This is a genomic window from Paenibacillus nuruki (genome assembly GCF_001721045.1).
Lineage (GTDB): Bacteria > Bacillota > Bacilli > Paenibacillales > Paenibacillaceae > Saccharibacillus > Saccharibacillus nuruki.
The window spans coordinates 82433-106579 of the sequence record NZ_MDER01000039.1; the positions used below are offsets into that span (position 1 = coordinate 82433).

Sequence of the window (24147 nt, forward strand, 5' to 3'; positions counted from 1 at the left end):
CAGTATGAAGAAGATGTTTATTGATAATAAGGAGGAAGAACTTATGGCAAGTCAACCTATTACTTTAAAAAAAGAAGACGAACACAAAGTCATGCAAGAAGCATCTATGATTATTCAGCGGGTATCGCAAGCGGATCAGATGCAGTTAGATACACTGATGGATGAAGTGGGTAAGCTCGGTATGCAGACGCAAGAGCGCGCAGGACAGACGTTACAGATGCTAGACCGTCCGGTCAATGATCTTATGAGCGGCAAGTCCAAAGAAGTGTCTAACTTGATCCTATCGCTTCGTAACGAGTGTGAAGAATTACAGCAAAGTAAAAACGTAGGATTATTTGGTAAATTGTTGCGTAAATCTCCTATCAAAAATTATGTATACAAATACCAGTCTGTCAAAACAAATGTAGACGCGATCGTAATCGGACTTCGAGATGGTAAAGATAATCTGGAAGAAAATATGATCAGTATGCGTACACTCAAACGCAATTCATTAGAAGAAATTTATCAACTCCAATATAAGATTGAGATGGGTAACAAGCTTAAAGATTTATTTGAAGCTGAAATTCAGAAGCCTGAAAATGCTCCTCGCAAAGTATACTTAGAACGGGGTCTACGTAAAGTGGTCACTCGTATTCAATCCATGACTGAAAATATTATGCTGTTTAATCAAGCGATTGCTGCAACCGATATTGTGAATGATACGAATGACAAATTGATTGATTCGGTCAATGATTCGGTCTACAAAGCCGCGAACTTGATCAAAATTTCAGCGATGATTGCGCTGGCGATCGAAGATCAAGAACGTGTAGCGAATGCAGTAGAAAGTGTAAATCAGACGATCGAAGATCAATTCAAGCGCAATGCTGAAATGCTCAAAGTGAATAGTGAACGTTCGGCTGAACTACTCAAAAAGCCTGCAATGTCATTGGATTCAGTCAATCAAGCGATCAATGATCTGATGTCTGCACTGGATAACTCGGAACAATCGAACCGTGATATTATTGCAAGCTGTAAAGATTATACGGTCAAATTATCCGGTATTAACGATATGATGACCAAGCGTCTAGGCTTAGATAGTGCAGATGTTAACAAAGATCCGATCGCTTCGATCACAGGCTCTCCATCCAATTCATTACCGTCTTCCAATACGGCTTCATCGCCTGCACGTGATCCATTATCTGATTTGTTAAAATAAAAAAAGTCACTGAGAACAGTATCCCTTTATAGAGGAAACTGTTCTTTTTTTGTTTGTATGGCATCACTAATTATTACGCTAATTACTCATGGGTGATTTGGTATGTAAGGGCTTTCTTTTAGAAATAGTTTGTTTTAATATAACAATGAGGTACGAAAAGAAACACAAAATAAAATGAAATAACCTTCCAATATTCAATAAAATAACGATAAACTTAAAGGAGATATAATAATATGGAACAGACTCAGAAACACCCATTTCAAGATCATACGCTAGATATTGATACACGTGTACACGATTTGGTATCTCGCTTGAACGATGAAGAAAAAATTGAATCCATGTTGCAATATCAGCCTGCTGTTGAACGTCTAGGTCTAGGCGGATATAAACACGGTACAGAAGCGGCACATGGAATCGCATGGCTAGGTGAAGCTACCTTTTTCCCGCAACCTACAGGATTAGCTTGTACTTGGGATGCTGAATTGATGAAAAAAATCGGTAATGTAATCTCAGATGAAGCGCGTGTAGTCTACAAACGCAATCCAGAAGTGAATGGTCTAACGTTGTGGGCACCGACGGTAGATATGGAACGTGATCCACGTTGGGGACGTAACGAAGAAGCTTATGGAGAAGATCCTAAGTTAACAGGAGAATTAACCAGTCATTTAGTGCAAGGTATTCAAGGAGATCATCCTACATATCTCAAAGCTGTAGCTACGTTAAAGCATTTTCTTGGCAATAATAATGAAGTGGAACGGGGCAGTGGTTCTTCCAGTATCGATCCACGGAATATGCGTGAATATTATCTAAAAGCATTTGAACAGCCTTTTGTAGAAGGCGGAGCAAAGTCGATGATGACGGCTTATAATTCGATCAATGGAACGCCAGCTATTTTACATCCACTGGTGAATGAAGTGGTTAAAGGCGAATGGGGAATGGACGGATTTATCGTTAGCGATGCAGGCGATGTGATGGGTATCAAAAATGATCATCATTATTATGACTCTCATACCCCGGGTGTTGCCGAATCGGTCAAAGCAGGAATAGATAGTATTACTGATGATCCTGAATTATCCAAAACAGCTTTGCGTGAAGCTTTGGCGAATGGTCAGCTTACATTTGAAGATATCGATCAAGCATTATTTAACACATTCCGTGTTCGTTTTCTGCTTGGTGAATTCGATCCTGCGGAATTGAATCCATATGTTCATATCGGCGAAGAAGCTATGATGACCGCAGAAGCCAAAGCATTATCCCTTGAAGCTTCACGTAAGTCGATCGTACTCCTCAAAAATGACAATCAGACATTACCATTATCCAAAACAGCAACTGGAAGTGTAGCTGTGATCGGTGAACTGGGAAATGCAGTCTATCGTGATTGGTACTCTGGTACATTACCTTATGCCGTTACTGCACTTGAAGGTATTCAACAGAAAGTGAATAGCAAAGTATCATATCAAGATGGTAATGATCGAATTACTTTAACGTCGACAGCAACAGGAGCATCATTGTCGATCCAACCTGATCCTGTACAAGAGTCTGTAACAGCTTCAGTCACATCAGCTAATCCTAATGATATTCAATCGAACAAACCGATTACAGGTGTACTCAGTGCTGCTAGCGAGTCTACAACAGAGCAGACTGTATTCGAATTGTCTGATTGGGGATTCGGCAGTTATACGCTACGTGCTCCTAATCATAAATATTGGACAAGCAATGATGATCAAGGCATCGTGACAGCTTCTGCTGATGAAGCGTACGGTTGGTTTGTAAAAGAAGTATTTGGACTTCAACCTCAAGCGAATGGAACGACAGCCATAACAACCTGGAATGGTAAAACCGTTTCGGTCAATCCGACTTCCGGGCAATTAACGATCATAGACACACCGGAATCGCTAGACGAACATGCTTCTTTTGAAAAAATAATCGTTGAAAATGGATTAGAGCAAGCAATCGCAGCAGCCAAAGAAGCAGAAACAGCTATCGTATTTATCGGCAACAATCCATTGATTAATGGTAAAGAAGAGATTGATCGTCCAAGCTTAGAATTAGCGGCATCCCAACTCCATATGGTACAAGAAGTATACAAAGCGAATCCTAATACCGTAGTCGTAGTGGTGGGAAGTTATCCATTTGCGATGGAGTGGGTAGAAGAACATATTCCTGCGATTATCTATTTATCTCATGTAGGGCAAGAATTAGGAAATGCGGTAGCTGATGTATTATACGGAGATTATGCTCCAGCAGGTCGCCTGAATATGACATGGTATCGTTCAGAAGAACAACTGAGTGATATTCGAGATTATGATATTATCCGCACAGGTAGAACATATCAGTATTTTGAAGGAGATGTATTGTATCCGTTCGGTCATGGGTTAACGTATGGGACGTTCCAATATAGTGATATTCAAGTGGTCTCGTCTGAATTAGAAGTGGACGAAGTGATCGAATTATCGGTACAGGTCAAAAATATCAGCGCTATGGGTAGCGAAGAAGTGGTGCAATTGTATACACATGTTGATCATTCGCGTGTGAAGCGTCCAATCAAAACGTTGCAAGCCTTCCGCCGTATACATCTAGCAGCTGGAACATCACAGACCGTGCATTTTACGATACCTGTGAAAGAACTATCATTCTGGGATGTAACACGTGATCTGTATTGTGTAGAAGCAGGTACGTATACATTGATGATCGGACGTTCTTCAGCAGATATTGCTCAGCAGATGAGTATCAAAGTCAATGGAGAAGTGATTCCTGCGCGTGATCTCACGGTTAATACACAAGCTGTGAATTACGATAACTATCATCATGTACAGCTGGGCGAATCCAAAGAAGGAGGAGCAGTCATCGAAGCGATCACAGATGAGGCATGGATACTTTTTCAAGATGTCGATTTTGGTACAGGTGTAGAACACGTTGAGGTTCGAATGGCGACGACCCAAGATCAAGCGAAGATAGAGATTGCATTGGATCAGGTAGATCAAGCAAGTGTAGGTGCTATTGTGCTTGCGAGTGCATCTGGAGAACAGCATTGGAGTACAGAGCAGACATCTATCACAGGTGTGACTGGAAAACATGATGTCTACCTCAAACTTTCAAAAGGTGTGCGCATCTCTACATTCCAATTCGGAGCATCCTCTGAATAATATCGTGAGCCATGATCGACACAAGTAGTTAACGTGGCATCTGATTAAATTGATAAATCGGTAGTTCAGCAACGACAACAAGTGCAATCACCACGACGACAATAATAACACCTGCAAAAATAAAGCGATCAGCCATAAGACCACCTCCACATGGTTAAGAAATAGATTAAAATTTATTAGATTTCATTACTCAGACGGATATCGTTCTTGATTATAAGACGAACGATATCCGTTATTTGTATCTTTTGGATCAACGTTGAATATAATAAGCCAGGATATAAAGGAAATAAATATGAGCAGGGTAGAATAGATAGAAGAAATATTTCATACTACGTCCTTTTTCACCGTTGTAGAGAGAAAGTGGAATGACAGCGAAGATCATTAACCATTGAAAATTAGTATCCAAATCTAGTAGAGAAGCACCGGATAGCAAGCCTATCATCAGCGAAAATAAAATGAAAAAAATTATTTGCCCGATACGATATTTGCGTAATACATAGAACATGACGCCAAGTAAAATAAAGAAGTACCCACCTTCAACCAATATAGGTATAGGTAATACATACATGATATAAAGACTCCATGAAGAAATATGTTCTTGCGATAATAGACTAATCGCTACAAAACTCAAAAGAACAGGAATCATCATCAGTCCTATTGTACCTAGCATATTCCACCAGTGATGATGCCTGATACTTTGGATCAATCGATCAATCATCAGCATATAAAGCACCGCTAGAAATAACGTTCCAAAAATATTATTGATCAGCATATGGTCTGAAGGGAAAGTAGTTTGCAATCCTTGACTTACAATATTCATCCCAACAAATCCAATATACAAATGCAGTAAATACTTGAACCGATTACGCGTATAATGAAATCCTTCTGCACTTAAAAACAAAAAAATAGGCGCAACAATTCGACCTAGCCATGTAAACCACATCGGTATTCCATCGATATAGAAAAATTGATGCACATGATCAAAAACCATGAATAATATTCCCAGTAATTTAAGCTGAAAATGATTCAACGTTATTCCTTTACGAAGTGTGAGCATAGACAATATCAGTCACCGTCCTTTAATAGATGACTCAAGCATAAAGGACAGACGTAGATCCAAACTATCGATTTACCTTAAACTTTCCTTACATACCGTTTAAGGTTCTGTTCGTATGTATAGAAGATATAGACATAAAAAAAGACGCTTCATCCGAAGCGTCCCATAATATAATCTTGAGTGGATTGTTGTGTTGGATTGGTGAAGATCGTATCCGTTTCTCCGTGTTCCATCAATTTACCTAAGTAGAAGTAAGCTGTATAATTCGATACTCGTGCTGCTTGTTGCATATTGTGAGTTACGATAACGATACGCAATTCATCTTTGAGTTCACTGATCAATTCTTCTACTTTACCTGTCGATACAGGATCAAGTGCAGAAGCCGGTTCATCCAATAACAAAATCTGTGGTGTAACCGATAATGCACGTGCGATACAAAGACGTTGTTGCTGTCCACCAGACAAAGAAAGCGCAGATTCTTTTAACCGATCTTTCACTTCATCCCATAGTGCAGCTTTGCGTAGGCTAGACTCTACGATTTCATCCAGTTGTTTACGGTTTTTGGTGCCATAATAACGTGGACCAAATGCAATATTTTCATAGATCGATTTGAAAAATGGGTTAGGACGTTGCCATACCATACCAATCCGTTGACGAAGCTTGATCACATCGGTAGAGGATGCAGTAAGATCAATCCCATCCATCCAGATATGCCCTGTTGTACGTGAACCTGCGATCTCATCATTCATTCGATTCAATGAACGAAGAAATGTAGATTTACCACAACCTGAAGGGCCGATCAGTGCAGTTACACTTTGTGCCGGGAACGACATACTTATATTTTTCACAGCTTGATACTCGCCATAATAGATACTTAAATCTTCTGTACTAAAAGGTAATGCCATTGAGAAATTCCTCCTTTAATTCACCCTACAAACCAGATCACATATTAACTCATTCGTCTTGAAGCTGTCATATAACGATAAAGAGTACGTCCCAAGAAACGTGCTAACAGATTGAAGATTAGCACCATGATTACAAGTACAGCCGAAGCACCTGCTGCGATCTGTGTAGCATCTGGAGCAATACCTTCACTGTTTACTTTCCAAATATATACCGCTAATGTCTCAGCTGGACGAAGAGGGTTAATTGGCGAACGTGGGCTAAATGGGTTCCAGTTCGTAAAGTCTAGTGGTGGAGTACTCATCCCTGCTGTGAAAAGCAAAGCTGCTGCTTCACCAAATACACGACCTGACGCTAAAATCGTACCTGTAATAAGAGACGGAATCGCTACAGGCAACATAATCGAAGTGATGATTTTCCACTTGGACAGACCCAGTGCAAGCCCTGCTTCTTTTTGCTCTTTCGGTACACCTGCAAAAGCTTGCTCCGTAATCCGTACCATCAACGGTAAATTAAAGATCGTTAGTGCAAGTGCACCGGATAGTAAGGAGAAACCAAGATTGAATGTATTTACAAGTAATAATAATCCGAACAAACCGATAACGATCGAAGGGAATGAAGATAATACTTCAACCACTAGACGGATAAAGTTAGTTAGTTTACCTGGCTTTGCATATTCAGACATGTAAATACCTGCTCCAAGACCTAAAGGAACGGTAATTAGCATCGTTAAGAATAATAGGAATAATGAGTTGAATAATTGAGGCCCTATTCCGCCGCCAGCACGCATCGTCTGTGGAACAGAGGTTAAGAAGTTCCAACTGATATGCCCTAGACCACGGAATAAAATAAAACCAAGTAATCCAAGAAGAATCGCTACAATCGCCATAGCAAAAGTAACGATGAGCACAGTAGCCAGTTTATCTGTAGCTTTCGCGCGTTTTCTAGCTTTTTGATTGACTTTTACTGTGCTCATAACCGGTTTCTCCTTTCAAGTAGACGAATAATCAAGACGAAGACAAATGTCATCAACATCAAGACAAGCGCCATACTCCACAACGCATTATTTTGAATCGATCCCATCGCTGTGTTACCCATACCCAGTGTAATTACGCTGGTTAGAGTTGAAGCAGATTCCAGTAAGGACGTAGGGATATGTGGTGAGTTACCGATAACCATCTGTACAGCCAAAGCTTCACCAAAAGCGCGAGCCATACCCAGTACAATACCAGTTAACAATGCAGGCATAACCGTTGGTAAAACAACACGGTAAATCGTTTGCCAGCGTGTAGCACCTAGTGCATAAGAAGCTTCACGTAATCCGCGTGGCAGAGAAGCGAGAGCATCCGCAGCAACACTCGTAATGGTTGGCAAAATCATAATCGACAATACCAGTGCTCCTGCGCCAATCCCAATTCCTTGCCCGCCTACATGTTCACGTAGAAACGGTACAATAACACTTAAACCGATAAATCCGTATACAACTGAAGGAATACCTGATAACAATTCGATCGCTGGCTGAAGGATACGTTTCCCAAAGCTAGGCACAATCTCTGTCATAAATAAAGCTGCCGAGATACTCAGTGGACTAGCGATCAATGCCGCTAACAGAGTAACCATAAATGAACCTGTAATAAACGGTAATGCTCCAAAAGAAGGAGTGTCTGCTTGAGGATTCCAGTTCGTACCCAAGAAGAACTCTTTAAGACTTACGCCGTTGACTGCAAAGGTAGCCACACCTTTAGATGTTACAAAATAAACAATAGATATAATAACAGCAATCAGAAATACGACACAGATAGACGTGTAGATTCTACCGATCCAGTCTTCTACGCGATGCTTTTCCATAGGCCAGGCGCGCCTCCGTGCTTCTCTTGGAGTTGTGTTGGATTGCTCCATACGTTAAAACCTCTTTTCTTAAACTTAAATGGTAATGATTAGAAAATTTTGTGCTATATTAAACGTGAAAAGAGAGGCGGATAGTCCGCCTCTTCCAGCTATTGCCTTGGAAACGTAAGTTTCCTCTTTTCACAGAATGTTTCATTCATTACTTCGTGATCTTACCTTCAACATCACGTTTTACTTGCATACCAGAGATAGAGATATATCCAAGGTCTTTAACATCACCGTTCTGTACTTCGTCAGTCAACATGTAATCAAGCAAAGCTTTAGTTGCTGCATCAGGCTCGCCTTTTGTATACATGTGCTCGTAAGCCCAGACAGGATATTTACCACTTTCAACATTTTCAACACTAGCATCTACACCATCATATTGAATAGCTTTAAGGCTATCATCAAGGTAAGAAAGAGCTAGGTAACCAATTGCACCAGGTGTTTCAGTTACTAATTTCTTAACTGTACCTGAAGAATCTTCTTGAATCGAACCCGCTAAATCTTCTACTTTTTGACCCAAAGCAAATTTCTCATAAGTTGCACGAGTACCGGAGCTACTTGGACGGTTAACGATAACGATCGCTTGATCTTTACCACCAACATCTTTCCAGTTTTTCACTTTACCTGTGAAGATATCAACCAATTGTTGTTTTGTTAAGTTCGTTACACCAGCTGCTTCGTTAGCTACTGTTGCAATTGCTACAACTGCTACTTGGTGATCAACCAATTCTTTTGCTTTATCAGCATCTAATTTTTCTTCTGCAAATACATCAGAGTTACCAATGTTTGCTTGACCTTCGGATACTTGAGTTAAACCTGTACCACTACCGCCACCTTGTACTTGAACGGAGACGTTAGCATATTTTGAATCTGCCATGAATTTCTGAGCGACTTGATCAACCAATGGTTGCAATGCAGTCGATCCTACAGCAAGCACGGACCCGCTAAGTTCTGTACCTGTGGAAGCTTCTCCTGTAGTACCAGTTGTTGACCCTGACCCTGTAGTACCTGTGTTAGAACCACAAGCAGCAAGCACAAGAATCATCGTCAGTGTAAATAATAAAATTGGCAGTTTTCTAGACATCGTTTAAATCTCCTCCCCCTAATTAAAGGACCATACGTTTATGTTTTTTTTGACTACTCACTTATTGTAGGGTGGCAATGTTAGGTGTAAGTCCGAGTTTTGTAAACTCTGTATTAAAATTATAATGAATAATGTATTCCATACTTCGATCACATTTGAAATGTTTTGCAATTATAATCAGCAGAGTAGAGAGAATAGAGCAAAGTCAGGAGAGTCAAGATGAATATTTGGAAATTTTCAGCGCTGATTGTGTTAACCACTTTTTTGATGGGTTCTTCATTTGCAGTCGGAAAAATAGGGCTACATTACGCTTCACCGCTTTTTTTGGTGGGTTTACGGTTTGTATTAGCAGGAATCATTATGGTAGGAATTGTGCTGGTATTGCGAAGACCTCATCCTCAAAGCCCTACGATTTGGCTGAAAATGGGGCTGATTGGTGCTTTGCAGACAGCAGGGGTAATGGGTTGTGTATTTATAAGTCTACGCACAATTACTGCGGGTGAGTCGTCGATCTTAACTTTTACTAATCCATTATTAGTCGTTGTACTGGGTACGATCTTCATGGGTATGCGGTACAAATGGTATCAGTGGATCGGTGTTGTATTGGGCGTGATCGGTGTGAGCATTACTGTTGGCGCGCAGATTGAATGGAAAATAGGCATTGTATTCGGGTTATGTTCAGCCGTATTCTGGGCGATGGCTACTTTGCTGGTGAAAAGGTGGGGGATGTTGTTCGATACATGGGTATTGTCTGCGTATCAGATGTTATGCGGAGGCATTATTTTACTACTACTGAGTCTACTATTAGAAGATCCTGTTTTTGTCTGGAATAAAGAGTCGATCTTGATCTTGCTATGGTTAAGTATTTTTTCTTCGATTGTTCAGTTTGCAGTCTGGTATTATGTCCTTCAACATGGCGATCCCGGTAAAACGAGTTCTTTTTTGTTTTTAGCTCCTTTTTTCGGCGTATTATCCGGCTGGTTATTGCTAGGAGAGACATTGTATCTTTCCAGTATTGTGGGAGGATTATTTATTATAGTAGGCATTTATCTGGTGAATCAGCAATTTCAATCTAAAAAGAGATCAGCAACGCTTATAAAATAGACGTTATCTATAGATCAGACTGTACGTTTTTTTGGATAGAAATCGTGTAGGATAAGCATTTCTAACGCAAACGTACAGTAGTATATCTATGATTTACAGATCAAATACATTTTTAAAACCTTGGGCACCCTGCTCTGTAACTTGAACAGCACGAATAGAAGGAACACGTACAATCCATCCAAGATCAAACAGTTGATGCATCAGTCCTTGTCCCAGAGCGCCTGCTAAATGATGTCGGCGTTCGCTCCAATCCAGACAGGCATGAGAAAAAGCACGTCGTTTGCGCTTGAGCATATACAAATCGAGACCGAAATGTGCAAAAAAGACTTCACCTTTAGCGGTAACGATAAATTCAGTCTCGCCTGTAGTGATATATTGATTCGCAAGCATTGCATCGGTCAGATCTACACCTAATTTGCCAGCTAGATGATCATAACAAGTACGGGCTTCACGTAACGATTGCACTTGACTGGATTGACGCAGCGAACGGACTTCTGGCGGAGAAGATAGGGTTAGAAAGGACTCCAAAATAGAAGCGATATCCTGATTCGCTAACTCATAATACCGATGCCGTCCATGCTTTTCAAAATTAATCAGTCGTCCTTCAATTAATTTGGATAAATGAAAACTAGCCGTTTGTGGCGTAATACCAGTCATCAATGCCAGTTCACTTGCTGTATGAAAACGTCCATCCATCAGACTGGTCAGTATCGTTGCTCGTGAAGGTTCTGCTAACAAAGAAGCGACTTCAGCGATATTGGGATTAATACTCATAACATCTTCCTTTCCGTATCAAAAAGGCAAAAAGAAGCGAATGTGCTAATGCTTCTTTTTGCCTTTTTTTATGCCTAAAGGTCTTCTTTAGTTCTTTCGGCTAGCTTGGTAATAACCTCAATATCTTGATCTGTTAGTTGTTCAAAAAAATGTTTGCGTATCGCTTTGAACAGAAAAGGACGCGCATTATCCAGTGCTAATTTGCCTTCAGATGTAATCTCAACTTGAACACCACGATCGGTATCAAGCGGATTTCGTACCACTAACTCACGTTTTTCCATACGTTTTAGATGATGAGACAACCGACTTTTATCCCAATCCATAGAATCGGCGAGTTCTTGTTGACGAAGTTTGCCTTCTCCCAAAAGAATCAATCGATCCAGTATTCCAAAGTCACTTTCTGATAGCCCGGTGTGATCCGACATTTCTTTAACGACACGTCCGAAAATGGTATGAAAAGTACCTTTCCACATATGCCATATTTTCATTTCTTCTTGATTGATCTCGTGATTATCCATAAAAGTATAATAGCATGGTTGACACGTCAACTTCAACGTGTTAAATTGTATTCAGGTTGACGCGTCAACCTATAAAAATACATTTATCAGTACAAAGGAGATCCTCATGAATAATAAACAGGTTGCTTTGGTAAGTGGAGCGAATAAAGGAATTGGTCTTCAAATTGCAAAAGATCTGGTGGCTAAAGGGTTTACGGTACTGATCGGTTCACGTCAGTTGGAGAATGGTGAAACAGCTGCAAATAGCATAGGGAAGGATGCTCATGCGTTGCAATTGGATGTAACAGATGCTAATTCCGTTACAGCCGCTGCCGAGCATATCCAGCGTGAGTATGGTCGCCTTGATGTGTTGATTAACAATGCAGGTATCTCCCACCCGGGCAAAGCAGATGGGGCTTTTCCAGCAAGTGTGCAATCCGGTCTGTTGACGGTAGCACCGATTGAAGATATTCGGGTGGTATTTGAAACGAATGTATTCGGTGTGATTGCTCTGACGCAAGCGATGTTGCCACTTCTCCATCAAGCACCAGCAGGACGGATTGTGAATATCGGTAGCTCTGGCGGATCGCTAACATGGAATTCCAATCCAGACAATCCGCATCGAGCCATGTTCGGCACGTATTCTGCTTCCAAATCAGCACTTCATGCGGTCACCCTTGCTTTTGCTTTCGCTTTGGAATCGACTCCGATTAAAGTGAATATTGCTTGTCCTGGATTCACCTCAACAGCACTGAATAACTTTGCAGGTACACGTAGTGTAGAAGAAGGCGCTCGTGAAGCTGTTCGTCTTGCGCTTATTGGAGCAGATGGTCCCACAGGAACATTTTCAGATGAGAATGGTGTAGTAGCCTGGTAAATAGTCTAGGAATATTATTTCAATCGTTCATTAGATGAGGAGAATAAGATTATGCATGTTTTTGTCACAGGAGCTACAGGATATATCGGTTCTGCTGTTGTTCGTGAGCTTATTGCTGCTGGTCATACGGTCGTTGGTCTGGCTCGCTCAGATCGGAGTGCTCAATTATTAAAAGAAGCTGGTGCTGAAGCGTATCAGGGAGATATTGATCAGGCAGATCGTCTACAACAAGGAGTGGCTAGTGCAGACGGCGTCATTCATTTAGCGTTTAAACATGATTTTTCAGATTTTGAAGGTGCCCTTGCAACAGATCTACAAGTGATTGAAGCGATAGGAGCGGTACTTGAAGGCTCTGGCAAGCCATTTGTGACCACAGCTCATTTTAACGGAAATGCTTCTGAAAATGTTGCTTTATCATTAGCGAAACGTGGAGTGCGCACATCGATTATCGAACTTTGCCCTTCTGTTCATGGTGAAGGAGATACTGGCTTTATACCACAGCTTATTGAGATTGCTAGAACCAAAGGGGTTTCAGCTTATATCGCAGAAGGCAATAATCGTTGGCCTGCTGTACACAGACTGGATGCAGCTCATTTATACCGGCTTGCTTTAGAACAGGCTGAAGCAGGTTCGCGGTTAGATGGGGTAGGCGACGAAGGAATAGCTTTTCGAGAGATAGCCACTATAATTGGCAAACATTTGGATTTGCCTGTAGTGAGTATTGCACAGGAAGAAGCACAAGATCACTTTGGTTTTCTTGGAGCGCTTGCGGGTTTGGATATTCCTCGCTCTAGTCAATCCACTCAAAAAACCTTAGGATGGCAACCGACACATCCTTCATTACTTGAAGATCTAGAACAAGGACATTACTTTACATCATAAAATAGATAACCTGTATATACGATAGAGCCCTTTTTGACAATCAAAAAACCCCTTCTATTTAACATAGAGGGGCTTTTTGGTATTGAAATGTATAAATTACAATTAGCTTGTATGTGAGTTTTTGAAGCCTTGAATTTCGCCTTTAACTTCTTGAGTTGCAGATTGAGCTTCATCTTTCAAATCTTTAACACCATCTAAAGATTCTTTAACCATACCCACAACTTCTTGACCTTTTTCAGCAAGAACATGTCCACGTTCGTTCAACATTGGAGCGTTCTCAACAACAAGGTCAGTCAATTCTGCTACACGAGTACGAATTTTTTCACCTTGTGGAGTAGAGAATAGAAGTGCTGTTCCTGCACCAATTAATGCCCCAGCAATTGCACCTGTAATAATTGATTTTGTAGATTCGTTATCCATAATAGTCGACCCCTTATCTTAGCAATTTAGTATTTACTGTATTATTACCCAGCCAGAAGAATATTACACTCATTCTTCAGAATAATTCATAGAAATAAGATCATAATAAATAATACTTGCAAATACATAGATATCTATGTAATATAAAATTATGTTAAATTACAACGCATGTGCAATCATTTCTAAAATTCGCGACGACGTTAACAAGCTGATTATCACAGAGTTAGCAAAGAACAATATTACAGATGTTGTTCCTTCTCATGGAGATATCCTTTGCTTTTTGTACAGTGAAAAAGGTAGCTTATCTGTTAACACGCTAGCACAGAAAGTGCATCGTACTCAACCAACCGTTACCGTACTGGTCAACAAACTTGAGAAGTTAGGTTATGTAAAGCGTCTCAAAGATGATGAAGATCAGCGCATAACGATGGTTCATTTAACAGATAAAGGATGGGAATTAGAGCCTATCTTCAATCAAGTATCTGAAGCTATCAATCATAAAGTCTATGGTCGTCTAAGTGAACAGGAACAAGAACAATTTGAGTATTTATTAGAACGCGTGTACTCAGGGCTTTGAGATGGTGAGAGCCTTTTTTTATAAAAATATATAGATATCTATCTAATAAGGAGAATGTCATTCATGAAACATTTAATCGTATTTGCTCATCCCCATCAAGAAGGTACTAATCAAGCTATTTTGAAAAGAATGGTACACACCTTAGAAAAGCAAGGGCATGAAGTAGTTGTTCGTGATCTATATGCACTTAATTTCCAACCAGTATTAACAGAAGCAGACACAGAAGCGATGAAAGTTGGTAATACACCAGCAGATATCAAAGCTGAGCAAGAATACATTACTGCGGCTGACGCAATTACCTTCATTTATCCGATCTGGTGGACAGGTCTTCCTGCAATTTTGAAAGGCTATGTAGATCGCGTGTTTGCTTACGGATTTGCTTATGGTTACGGAGAAACAGGCGTTGCTCAATTGCTTACTGGTAAAAAAGGTCTTATTATTAACACACATGGTCAGACGAATGAAATCTATGATCAAGTGGGTATGACCGATGGTCTCAAAATCACATCAACAACAGGAATCTTTGGCTTTGTAGGTATTGAAAGTGTAGGGCATTTGATCTTCGGTAGCGCGCCTTATGCGGATGAAGCTCAATTGGAAAATGTATTGCGTCAGGTCGAAGAAACAGTAACGACTGCGTTTAATTCATAAAATGCTTTCTATACTATAGTAGGAAAAAACAAAAAACGAGCTCCTGATGCAACAGGATGCTCGTTTTTTGTCTTTTATGATGGGATTACAATTTGAAAATAGAATCTTTATTCGGTTTGTTCGGATTATCTTCGAAATTATGATTCATTTTATCTTTCAAATACATACCATAGATATGCACGATCCCAATCTTCACAACCATATACAATGGAATAACAAGCAACATTCCCAGAATACCACCCATGTCTCCACCTACTAATAAGAGCACAACAATTGTAAATGGATGAATATCCAACTGCTTCCCGAAAATAATCGGCTCAAGCAAGTTATTTTGGATCATTTGCGCAATAATCACGATCACGATTGCCCAGATTCCCATAGCAGGGGATTCGATCAAACCCACAATCGCTACTGGAACAGCAGACAAAATGGCACCGATATAAGGAATAAAGTTTAAGAAGAAAGCTAAAAATACAAGTAATAATGAATATGGTAGATCAATAATCAAGAAACCAATATACAGAAGCACACATAGTGCCAAGTTAACCAGTACTCGACCTGCAATAAAGCTACTTAATGAATCATCCATTTCATCCAACATCGCTTTTCCATCTTCTTTATGACCAGCTGGAAAAAGTTTGAGCAATTGAGGTGACAACCGTTTGTCATCTTTAAGCAAGTAGTACAACATGATAGGAACAGTAGCCACAACAAGTACAAAGTTAGAAATAAAGGAGAACATACTTGAAATATGAACAGATAACCAATCAAAGATCGTATTCAAATATTCTGTTAATTTAGCGATCAACTCTTGGTTGTTTTCAGCAGGGATATATTGCTGAATCGTTGGATTCTGTTGTAATAGCTGGATCTGCGTAATAATACTTTGTGTAAATCTAGGCGCATTTTCGATAAAACTTGAGACCTGATCTCGTAATGTCGGCCAGCCGATAATAGAAAAGATGGCTAAGACGATAATAACCGCCAGATACATCAATAAAATAGATAAAGAACGTTTTAACTTCTTTTTTTCTAAATAGTTAACGAGTGGACGTAGTGGATAGTATAGAAAAGCTGTGATCAACAGTGGAACGATGGTGAGGCTAATTAACGAAGCGATTGGGGTGAAAATAAAGTCAACTAGTGTTCCTAAATAGACAATCAAGAGTATAAGCGCAACCCCGGCACCTATACGGAAAAAGCGTCTTTGTAGCATAGATAAATCCTCCTTCAGAATCTTAAATGGCCAATATGTAGAATCTTTGTATATTCCCTATACACTCATACGTAAAAAGTAATGAGTTGGATGCATCAATGGAAGCTTTATGAAAGTTCTCATTTGGGTCTATCTTACTATATAAACCGCAATATGCTTGCTTAATCTCTGGAGAAAGGTAAAATAAAAAAGCAATCATTTGTAAGCGTTATTAATAACTACATATCCAAGGAGGCATATCTACAATGACAATGAATTATCGCAGATTAGGTGGTAGTGGCTTGAAAGTAAGTGAAATTAGCCTGGGCAGTTGGCTCACTTACGGAGGATATGTGGAAAAAGAAAATGCGGTTCAATCGATTCGTGAAGCTTATGATTTAGGGATTAACTTTTTTGATACTGCAAATGTCTATGAGCGTGGAGAAGCTGAAAAAGTGGTAGGTGCTACACTTAAAGACTATCCTCGTGAATCGTATGTACTGGCAACCAAAGTATTTGGCGATATGGGCGATGGACCGAACGACAAAGGGTTATCCCGCAAACATATTACCGAACAATGTCATGCCAGTCTTAAACGTCTAGGGCATGATTATATTGATCTTTATTATTGCCACCGCTTTTCCCCAGAGACACCGATCGAAGAAACATTACGTGCGCTCGATGATCTTGTTCGTCAGGGCAAAGTATTATATGTAGGTGTCAGTCAGTGGACAGCTGCTCAGATGCAAGCGGCGGTGGGTGTAGCAGATCGTTATTTGCTAGATCGTATTGTTGTCAATCAACCAGTCTATAATATGTTTAACCGTTATATAGAAGAAGAAGTGATTCCACTTGGTGAGAAATACGGTATTGGACAAGTTGTCTATTCACCGCTTGCTCAAGGATTATTGACAGGTAAATACACATCCAAAACCGATATTCCATCCGATAGCCGTGCGGCTAAACTCAAATGGGATGATGACCGCTTTAGCGACGAAAAACTATCTCAAATCGGACAATTGCAAAAAATCGCTGATGAAGCAGGGATACCTTTAACCCATCTAGCACTAGCATGGATCTTGCGTCAAAAAAATGTATCCAGCGCACTCGTTGGAGCCAGTCGTCCTGAACAAGTCAAACAAAACGCTAGCGCATCCGGCATCCAACTCACATCCGACGTCATCGAAGCCATCGAAAAAGTATTAACCGTCTAAAATAAACTCAATCTATAACCCTTTCAAGCCTTCCGCGTTATGGAAGGCTTTTTAGTTTAACTATATACATAACCACTACATTTTAATTTCAAATATCTCACCATTAAATAATTTCAAATATTCCTATATTCACCCGATAATATTAGTAAGAGGTAAGAGGTAAGAGGTAAGAGGTAAGAGGTAAGAGGTAAGAGGTAAGAGTGATGAAGATAATTTAAACTAATATCATCTTTAAAATTCCTACCCTGCTCCCCTCCCACCCAAGATTTCAGGTTTTGCCCTACATTCATTTCAATACCCAACGTGATATCCCACGCCAGCGGAGGCAATCATTATTCTGAAAGAGCGGAGCGTTCGCCTTTAGAACGTAATCCCCACCGCAAAGCGGTACATCAAGGGATTCCGTTCTACCAGCGACGACAAGAATAACGATTGCCGTAGCGTCACTTACCTAATACCGTCTAAATGCACCTCTTTAAGCCTCAAATCCGCCCAATTTATGATAATGATTCTCAGAATTGTCTGCAAAACTATTGACCATAATTTTAAATGGATTTATACTTATTCTAAAATCAAATTAAGGGAATGATCCAAATGAAAACAATCAACTTGACGACACAGCGCAAAGCTGTATATGAAATCGTCTGCGAAGCTGCGGATCACCCGACTGCTGCTGATGTTATGAATCGGTTAGTAGAGCGTGGTCATAATTTTGCATATGGGACGGTATATAACTCTTTAAGATATTTATCAGATAAAGATTTGATTCGCGAATTAAAATTAGGTGAAGCCGCAAGTCGTTATGATGGCAAAATGGATGATCACCAACACATCGTATGTGAAAACTGTGGAGCTGTAGATGAAGTGATGACAGACGCACCTGTAGAATGGTATGCAGCCGTAGCCGAAGAAACAGGATATGATGTACACCATGCTCATGTCGTATTTAGAGGAGTGTGCACAGAATGTCGAAACAAATCACGAAAATAATTGATAATGATTATCATTTAGGAACAACAGATACATTAATGAACTGGTCTGTAGCTGAACGCAATATGCGTAATGCAGCCGATCTTATCGCACATTCCTGCCCGATTACAAGACGAGTGGTTATTATCAGTCCAGCACCAAGCCGTGTACATGAATTAACACGTACACTATCAGATAGTTGCTTTGATGTTATGGTTTTTCACCGTTGGGAAAGTAATGGTGCAGGCGCAATCAGTGCTGATTTGTTTATATTTGATCTGATTTCTTCATCAGGTGCTCAAGATATTGAGTCTGCTAAGTTACAGTTTAGTGAGAAAAATTCTCATTTACCAACATTGTTCCTTGTGCGTGAAGATATGTTAACGACGGATCTGAACGAATGGGCAGAAGAAGAATTGTTAGTCTGGCCTGCACGTCCGCAAGAAGGACTGTATCATGTAGAACGTGTGATTCGTGCGGGAAGCAATCGCCCAGCGGCACCTGCAACAGGAGATACCGAACATCGCACTGTTTTCAAAGACCTATGGATCGATCGCAAAAAAATGACCGTTCATCGTGCACAACAGCGTATTGAACTCACCAAAACAGAGTATGATCTATTACTTATGCTGATCGAAAGCGAAGGCGGCGTATTGTCTCGTGAAGATTTGATGAGCGAAATTTGGGGCACTCAATTTTTTGGTGGTAGTAATGTTGTTGATGTTCATGTGAAAAGTCTACGTAAAAAAATCGGTGATAATGCTTCTGCACCGCAATATGTAGAAACTGTGCGTGGCGTAGGTTATCGATTGGCAGATTAAGGGAGCTCTTCATCATTTCTTCATCGAAGGCTCATAGGTAACTCATGAATGGTGGTAAGGATAGATGTTAGAATGAATCTAATCTTTTGGAATGAGTCTAATTATAAATTAGATTGATGACCATTTATGATGAGAGGATGATTTCTAACAATGACAAACAACGACCACCGTCTAACGACCAACCAGGGTGCACCTGTAGGGGACAATCAGAATTCCCGTACCGCAGGTCGTCGAGGACCTACTTTACTAGAAGATTATCATTTGCTAGAAAAAATCGCTCACTTTGACCGTGAACGTATTCCAGAACGTGTTGTTCATGCTCGTGGAGCAGGCGCTCATGGAGTGTTCCGTGTCGATCAAAGTATGAAGAAATACACCAAAGCTGAATTTTTACAAGAAGTGGGCACAGAAACACCTGTTTTTGTACGCTTTTCAACGGTTATTCATGGTGTAGGTTCACCCGAAACAGCACGCGATCCGCGCGGATTTGCTGTTAAATTTTATACCAAAGAAGGCAACTACGATATTGTAGGTAACCATTTGCCTGTATTCTTTATCCGTGATGCAATGAAATTCCCGGATATGGTTCACTCACTCAAGCCTGATCCGCAGACCAATTTACAAACACCAGCACGTTATTGGGACTTTATGACACTCACGCCTGAATCGACGCATATGATGACATGGTTATTTTCAGATCATGGTACACCAGCGAATTATCGTGAAATGGATGGATTCAGTGTTCATGCGTTCAAATGGATTAATGCTGAGGGTAAAGTGACTTATATTAAATACAAATGGGAAACAGCACAAGGTGTACGTACTTTCACGGCTGACGATGCTGAAAAGCAACAAGGTAAAGACTTCAATCATGCCACCCGTGATCTGTTTGAACATATTGAAAAAGGCGAGTTCCCGGAATGGACATTGAAAGTCCAATTTATTGAGCCCAAAGATATCGATAATTATGCATTTGATCCGCTAGATCCAACGAAAGTATGGCCTGAAGATCAATTTCCTTTGCATACGGTCGGAACGATGACACTCAATCGCAATCCAGATAACTTTTTCGCTGAAGTCGAACAATCTGCTTTTTCACCAAGTGCTTTGGTTCCAGGGATTGAGCCTTCTGAAGATAAATTACTTCAAGGTCGTCTGTTCTCTTACCCAGATACACAACGTCACCGTCTAGGAACCAATTATCTTCAAATTCCAATTAATTGTCCGTATGCACCTGTTCGTAACCAGCAACGAGATGGACAAATGAACATCAAGCAAGATACATCTACGTATAATTACGAGCCGAATAGCTATACCGATGGCCCTACAGAAGATCCGCATTACCGTGATTCTGAAGTAGAATTGGAACAAGGACATGTGACCCGTCAGAAAATTGCCAAAACCGATGATTTTGCTCAAGCAGGAGATCAATATCGTTCATATACTGCTCAAGAAAAAGAGAATTTATTGCAAAATTTGGTTAATGATTTAAAAGAGGTTAAAAAAGATACTCAATTGCTGGCAATCTGTAACTTTATCCGTGCTGACCGTGAATATGGTATGCGTCTAGCACAAGGATTAGGCATTGATATCAGTGAATTTATGGGACAAATGAGATCGTAATCATCACTTGCAACAAATGACAAATGATTGACTTGAGATATTCAGCGTTCCGCTTTATATTAAAGGGGTATCGTTAGTTGAAATGAAGCAGAACGCTTTTATATATAAGCTGTGAATAGAGACCTTAATCGTTCTCAAAAAAAGATAGCTTAGTAGGATAAGGTCACTATTGACCGCAGTTATGACGAAGGAGCGCTACAAATTCATGTGTGCGCTCCTTTGTATACTCTAAAAAAGGGGTGATGAAAGGCAAAAGGGGTCTGTTCGTATGAATACAGTGTAGGAAGATCAACAGATGGGTGCTTACTATTCCAGAAGATTGAAGGAGATGTGAGTCATGAGAAAATCATGGAGCGTTGGCATGATAGGTGTGTTGTTCATCTTTGTTGTCGTAACGTCCAGTTCGTTCGTTGCACCTGCATTTGCTGCCACTGAAAATGGATCTTATACTGTTGTGACTCCTGATATTCTAACCAAGCGACCAACCACAGACATTTTACCTGCTGATTTCCCGATTCCCGATGATGCCGTGATCGATACGTCTCAACAAACGTATATTGAAGGACAACATAGTATTTTGCTTGTTTTTCATACGAAAAGTAGTATGGAGACTCTTGCCAAAACGTATGACGAATACTTCCGTATTGTGAATATGGATCAAGCGATTCAGACGTTAAATGAACAGCAATTGAGCGTACAAGGAACAGAACCGGTTACAGCTCAACAATGGTCATTAACTGGTGCACCTACTGCCTCCAAAGATACAGTAGAAGTAACGGTGAAAGTGATGAAACATCAATAAAGATAGATGATCAATCGAAATGAAAACGATAGGAATGAATACAATCAAATGAATAGTATAAATAATAAAAAGATGTAACTTCCTTTTTGAGCGAAGTCACATCTTTTTGTTGTATAAGCGTATATTGATTTGAAATACTTAAAATACGTATCTACTTATTTCTCTGACCAGCTTACTGTCAATTCTACAACATCTTTGCCTGTTTTAGCGCCGCCAATAATCGACCAGACTTGTTTAGTTTTAGGATCGGTTCCTTGAATGATAAGGTTTTTCTCATCAATTGTGGATGTTGCATCAGTAAGAGATTTGGCATCAAAATATTGTTTGTAGGTTTGGGATAGAGTCTCCATACTTCCTTTAGTAGTAAAGATAAGTAAAACCGATTTTTTACCTTTGTTTTCTTCTTGATGAGATGTGGAGATGACCGCATCATCGGGAATCGGGAAGTCTGTCGGTAAGTAAGTAGGACGTTTTTCTACACTATCTGCTGCAATCGGTCCTTTTTCTGTCAGTGATCCTGAATTGGTTGCAGTATCATTACTTTCCGTCGCAGGCTCGGTTGCTTCAGTGGAAGAATCAGTCGTCGAAGCAGGTTCAGTGGTCATATCTGAAGATTCTGTATCTGTTGTCCCAGGTGTTGCCGGTTCTGTATTCGTCGTATCGGTTGTATTATTCGTTTCCGGAGTGCTCTCAGTTGAAGGATTAGCGGGTGCAGATGCGTTACTACAAGCACTTACGATGACGACAAGTAACATTCCAGTCAAGAATAGACTCCATATTTTTTTCATTCATCATGCCCTCATTTCTAAATAGATTATAGACCTACTCGCTTGTGGCTATACAGCTATTGCTTGTTATTCCAGTTCAATTATAACATGACCTTTACATAAAGAGTATTTATGACAGTGGCTTATCAGAAGAGCTATAGATAAGATCATGATTTCCAAAAAAATAGCTTCGCAAAACGATATTAATCTGGTATTATTTGTATAATGTATCCTTATATAGAGGAAATGCAGAAAAAAGAATCAATTCCACTCTAAAAGGTAGACGTTTGACGCGTGCTACAGAGATACACTACTATATGTAGTGAGGTGGCATAAGGATATGAAAATACAAAATTTTAAAGTAGGCGCAACAGGAATGGATCGCTTTTTCGGTCCACTGGAAGCTCAAGTCATGAATATTCTATGGGATATGGATCACCCCATGACGATTAAAGAAGTTCTAGCTTCACTTCAGACAACCAAAACACTTAGTTTTAATACCATTATGACGGTGATGAACCGCTTGGTTGAAAAAGGAGCTTTAACGAAAACGGGAGAAAGTCGAAGTTTTCATTATGAGCCTTCTGAAAGTCGAGAGCAATTTTTGAACAATCAGTCCAGGGAATTGACGCATGAATTGATGGAAGAATTCGGGTCACTCGCCGTAAATCATATGGTAGATGTGCTGGAGGAAGTAGATCCTCAACTTATTCGCGCCTTGGAGGATAAAATCAAACAATGGAAAAAAGAAACGTAAATCACTGGCAACGTCGTTCAAGAAGATTGCTTCATACCGGGCTATTGCTATCTTTATTTACGATAGGGCTTATGTTTATTTATGCTCTCCATGCGATATTTGGCTGGAATATTCCTTTTGATCTGCTACGTATCTGTAACCGTTGGATGGAAGCTCAAGGTTGGTTTTCAGTAGCGCATGTACTCAGAGGTCTTGTTCTTTGTACATTTGTCTTATATATCGGCTACGGGTTAGATCAATGGCTAGGATCGCACCGAGCATATCGTTATTTTCAGTCGCTACAAGATGAAGAACAGTCAGCACGATATAATGAAGTCTACAGCCCTGCGAACAAATTATTTGTGATTATTCACTGTCCGCAACCATTGGCGTTAACAATGGGTATTTTTCGGCGACGTATTATTTTATCAGATGGATTACTTCGCATGTTGGATCAACAAGAGCAACAAGCTGTTGCGCATCATGAGCTATTTCACTACCGACATCGTGATCCATTAACGACTTTTTTGTTGGGGCAGTTTGCTGTTGCATTATGGTTTTTGCCTGTATTGAGAAATATTACATTACATTATAAAATATCGCGTGAAATTCTAGCAGATAGTTATGCTGTTCATCATTTGGGTACACCTGTTGGCTTAGGCGGTGCATTATTAAAGCTTGTTCACCGTCAGCAATACCATTCCCCTCAACCTTTTCGGATGATCTATTCTTCTTTTGCCGAGACATCACTCAATTACCGAATTCATCGTATTGTTGAACCTGATCAAGAGAAATCTTTGCGTTTGCCAATAGGAACTGTACTATTTTCTGTGGTTATATTGATATCACTCAGTATTTTGTTATTGTGGTCACTTCTATAATGATTGTATAAGTGGCTATTTTTATAGTAATACACTACGCCATGTAGTGAAGATTTTACTCATACTAAGGAGGAATAAT

The 24147-nt window shown here is 40.0% G+C and carries 25 protein-coding genes; 15 read left to right on the forward strand and 10 right to left on the reverse strand.

The annotated features are described in order from the left end of the window. Positions 1-43 precede the first annotated feature (43 nt). Together PTI45_RS11455 and PTI45_RS11460 are read left to right on the forward strand one after the other, a co-directional pair. Positions 44-1195, forward strand: coding sequence for a toxic anion resistance protein (locus PTI45_RS11455; protein ID WP_069327715.1), 1152 nt, complete (start codon positions 44-46; stop codon positions 1193-1195). A gap of 233 nt (positions 1196-1428) precedes the next feature. Further along, positions 1429-4341: a glycoside hydrolase family 3 protein gene (locus PTI45_RS11460; RefSeq protein WP_069327716.1), complete on the forward strand. Its 2913-nt coding sequence runs from the start codon at positions 1429-1431 to the stop codon at positions 4339-4341. A gap of 250 nt (positions 4342-4591) precedes the next feature. On the opposite strand, the gene PTI45_RS11465 is transcribed toward PTI45_RS11460, so the two are convergent. From PTI45_RS11465 to PTI45_RS11485, 5 genes are all read right to left on the reverse strand, one after another. After that, positions 4592-5398: a TraX family protein gene (locus tag PTI45_RS11465; RefSeq protein ID WP_069327783.1), complete on the reverse strand. Its 807-nt coding sequence runs from the start codon at positions 5396-5398 to the stop codon at positions 4592-4594. A 149-nt stretch (positions 5399-5547) separates the two neighbouring features. After that, a complete protein-coding gene (gene pstB, locus PTI45_RS11470) occupies positions 5548-6303 on the reverse strand; it encodes a phosphate ABC transporter ATP-binding protein PstB (RefSeq protein ID WP_069327717.1) in 756 nt (251 codons plus the stop codon). 44 nt (positions 6304-6347) lie between these two features. Next, complete coding sequence (gene pstA / locus PTI45_RS11475) at positions 6348-7277, reverse strand: phosphate ABC transporter permease PstA (protein WP_069327718.1); 930 nt, start codon at positions 7275-7277, stop codon at positions 6348-6350. Beyond that, positions 7274-8200, reverse strand: a complete 927-nt coding sequence (pstC, locus tag PTI45_RS11480; RefSeq protein ID WP_069327719.1) for a phosphate ABC transporter permease subunit PstC — start codon at positions 8198-8200, stop codon at positions 7274-7276. Before pstC ends, pstA begins: the two co-directional genes overlap by 4 nt. A 148-nt stretch (positions 8201-8348) precedes the next feature. Continuing rightward, the gene (locus PTI45_RS11485; protein WP_069327720.1) at positions 8349-9278 is read right to left on the reverse strand and encodes a phosphate ABC transporter substrate-binding protein; all 930 of its coding nucleotides are present in this window, start codon (positions 9276-9278) and stop codon (positions 8349-8351) included. 219 nt (positions 9279-9497) lie between these two features. On the opposite strand from PTI45_RS11485, the gene PTI45_RS11490 reads away from it, so the two are divergent. Next, entirely contained in the window at positions 9498-10382 is an 885-nt protein-coding gene (locus tag PTI45_RS11490; RefSeq protein WP_069327721.1) for a DMT family transporter, read from the forward strand. A gap of 93 nt (positions 10383-10475) precedes the next feature. Here PTI45_RS11490 and PTI45_RS11495 read toward each other — a convergent pair whose 3' ends face one another. Beyond that, positions 10476-11156, reverse strand: coding sequence for an ArsR/SmtB family transcription factor (locus PTI45_RS11495; RefSeq protein WP_069327722.1), 681 nt, complete (start codon positions 11154-11156; stop codon positions 10476-10478). 74 nt (positions 11157-11230) lie between these two features. Beyond that, a complete protein-coding gene (locus PTI45_RS11500; RefSeq protein WP_069327723.1) occupies positions 11231-11674 on the reverse strand; it encodes a MarR family winged helix-turn-helix transcriptional regulator in 444 nt (147 codons plus the stop codon). Between the two features lie 106 nt (positions 11675-11780). Here PTI45_RS11500 and PTI45_RS11505 point away from each other — a divergent pair, with 106 nt between their 5' ends. After that, a complete protein-coding gene (locus PTI45_RS11505) occupies positions 11781-12530 on the forward strand; it encodes an SDR family NAD(P)-dependent oxidoreductase (RefSeq protein WP_069327724.1) in 750 nt (249 codons plus the stop codon). A gap of 51 nt (positions 12531-12581) precedes the next feature. Then, on the forward strand, positions 12582-13412 hold the full coding sequence (locus PTI45_RS11510; RefSeq protein WP_069327725.1) for an SDR family oxidoreductase: 831 nt from the start codon (positions 12582-12584) through the stop codon (positions 13410-13412). A gap of 102 nt (positions 13413-13514) precedes the next feature. Here PTI45_RS11510 and PTI45_RS11515 read toward each other — a convergent pair whose 3' ends face one another. After that, positions 13515-13832, reverse strand: coding sequence for a YtxH domain-containing protein (locus PTI45_RS11515; RefSeq protein ID WP_069327726.1), 318 nt, complete (start codon positions 13830-13832; stop codon positions 13515-13517). A 151-nt stretch (positions 13833-13983) separates the two neighbouring features. Between PTI45_RS11515 and PTI45_RS11520 the strand changes: the two genes are divergently transcribed. Then, positions 13984-14409 (forward strand): MarR family winged helix-turn-helix transcriptional regulator, encoded by a 426-nt coding sequence (locus PTI45_RS11520; protein WP_069327727.1) that lies wholly within the window; start codon positions 13984-13986, stop codon positions 14407-14409. Between the two features lie 63 nt (positions 14410-14472). Then, positions 14473-15060, forward strand: coding sequence for an NAD(P)H-dependent oxidoreductase (locus PTI45_RS11525; protein ID WP_069327728.1), 588 nt, complete (start codon positions 14473-14475; stop codon positions 15058-15060). An 85-nt stretch (positions 15061-15145) separates the two neighbouring features. On the opposite strand, the gene PTI45_RS11530 is transcribed toward PTI45_RS11525, so the two are convergent. Beyond that, positions 15146-16276, reverse strand: coding sequence for an AI-2E family transporter (locus tag PTI45_RS11530; protein WP_069327729.1), 1131 nt, complete (start codon positions 16274-16276; stop codon positions 15146-15148). A 251-nt stretch (positions 16277-16527) separates the two neighbouring features. Here PTI45_RS11530 and PTI45_RS11535 point away from each other — a divergent pair, with 251 nt between their 5' ends. The 6 genes from PTI45_RS11535 to PTI45_RS11555 all read left to right on the forward strand — a co-directional run bounded on the left by PTI45_RS11535 (position 16528) and on the right by PTI45_RS11555 (position 21684). Continuing rightward, positions 16528-17469, forward strand: a complete 942-nt coding sequence (locus PTI45_RS11535; protein ID WP_069327784.1) for an aldo/keto reductase family protein — start codon at positions 16528-16530, stop codon at positions 17467-17469. 303 nt (positions 17470-17772) lie between these two features. Next, positions 17773-17898, forward strand: a complete 126-nt coding sequence (locus PTI45_RS24550; RefSeq protein WP_281181689.1) for a hypothetical protein — start codon at positions 17773-17775, stop codon at positions 17896-17898. Positions 17899-18063: 165 nt separating this feature from the next. Further along, a complete protein-coding gene (locus tag PTI45_RS11540; RefSeq protein WP_069327730.1) occupies positions 18064-18459 on the forward strand; it encodes a Fur family transcriptional regulator in 396 nt (131 codons plus the stop codon). Then, positions 18435-19259, forward strand: coding sequence for a winged helix-turn-helix transcriptional regulator (locus tag PTI45_RS11545; RefSeq protein WP_069327731.1), 825 nt, complete (start codon positions 18435-18437; stop codon positions 19257-19259). The genes PTI45_RS11540 and PTI45_RS11545 overlap by 25 nt, the downstream gene beginning before the upstream one ends. Before the next feature lie 150 nt (positions 19260-19409). After that, complete coding sequence (locus tag PTI45_RS11550; RefSeq protein WP_069327732.1) at positions 19410-20882, forward strand: catalase; 1473 nt, start codon at positions 19410-19412, stop codon at positions 20880-20882. A 337-nt stretch (positions 20883-21219) separates the two neighbouring features. Next, entirely contained in the window at positions 21220-21684 is a 465-nt protein-coding gene (locus tag PTI45_RS11555; protein ID WP_069327733.1) for a hypothetical protein, read from the forward strand. Positions 21685-21839: 155 nt separating this feature from the next. On the opposite strand, the gene PTI45_RS11560 is transcribed toward PTI45_RS11555, so the two are convergent. After that, on the reverse strand, positions 21840-22472 hold the full coding sequence (locus PTI45_RS11560) for a hypothetical protein (protein ID WP_139129243.1): 633 nt from the start codon (positions 22470-22472) through the stop codon (positions 21840-21842). A gap of 319 nt (positions 22473-22791) precedes the next feature. Here PTI45_RS11560 and PTI45_RS11565 point away from each other — a divergent pair, with 319 nt between their 5' ends. Beyond that, entirely contained in the window at positions 22792-23208 is a 417-nt protein-coding gene (locus tag PTI45_RS11565; RefSeq protein WP_069327735.1) for a BlaI/MecI/CopY family transcriptional regulator, read from the forward strand. Continuing rightward, on the forward strand, positions 23190-24068 hold the full coding sequence (locus PTI45_RS11570; protein ID WP_069327736.1) for a M56 family metallopeptidase: 879 nt from the start codon (positions 23190-23192) through the stop codon (positions 24066-24068). Before PTI45_RS11565 ends, PTI45_RS11570 begins: the two co-directional genes overlap by 19 nt. Positions 24069-24147: the final 79 nt, after the last annotated feature.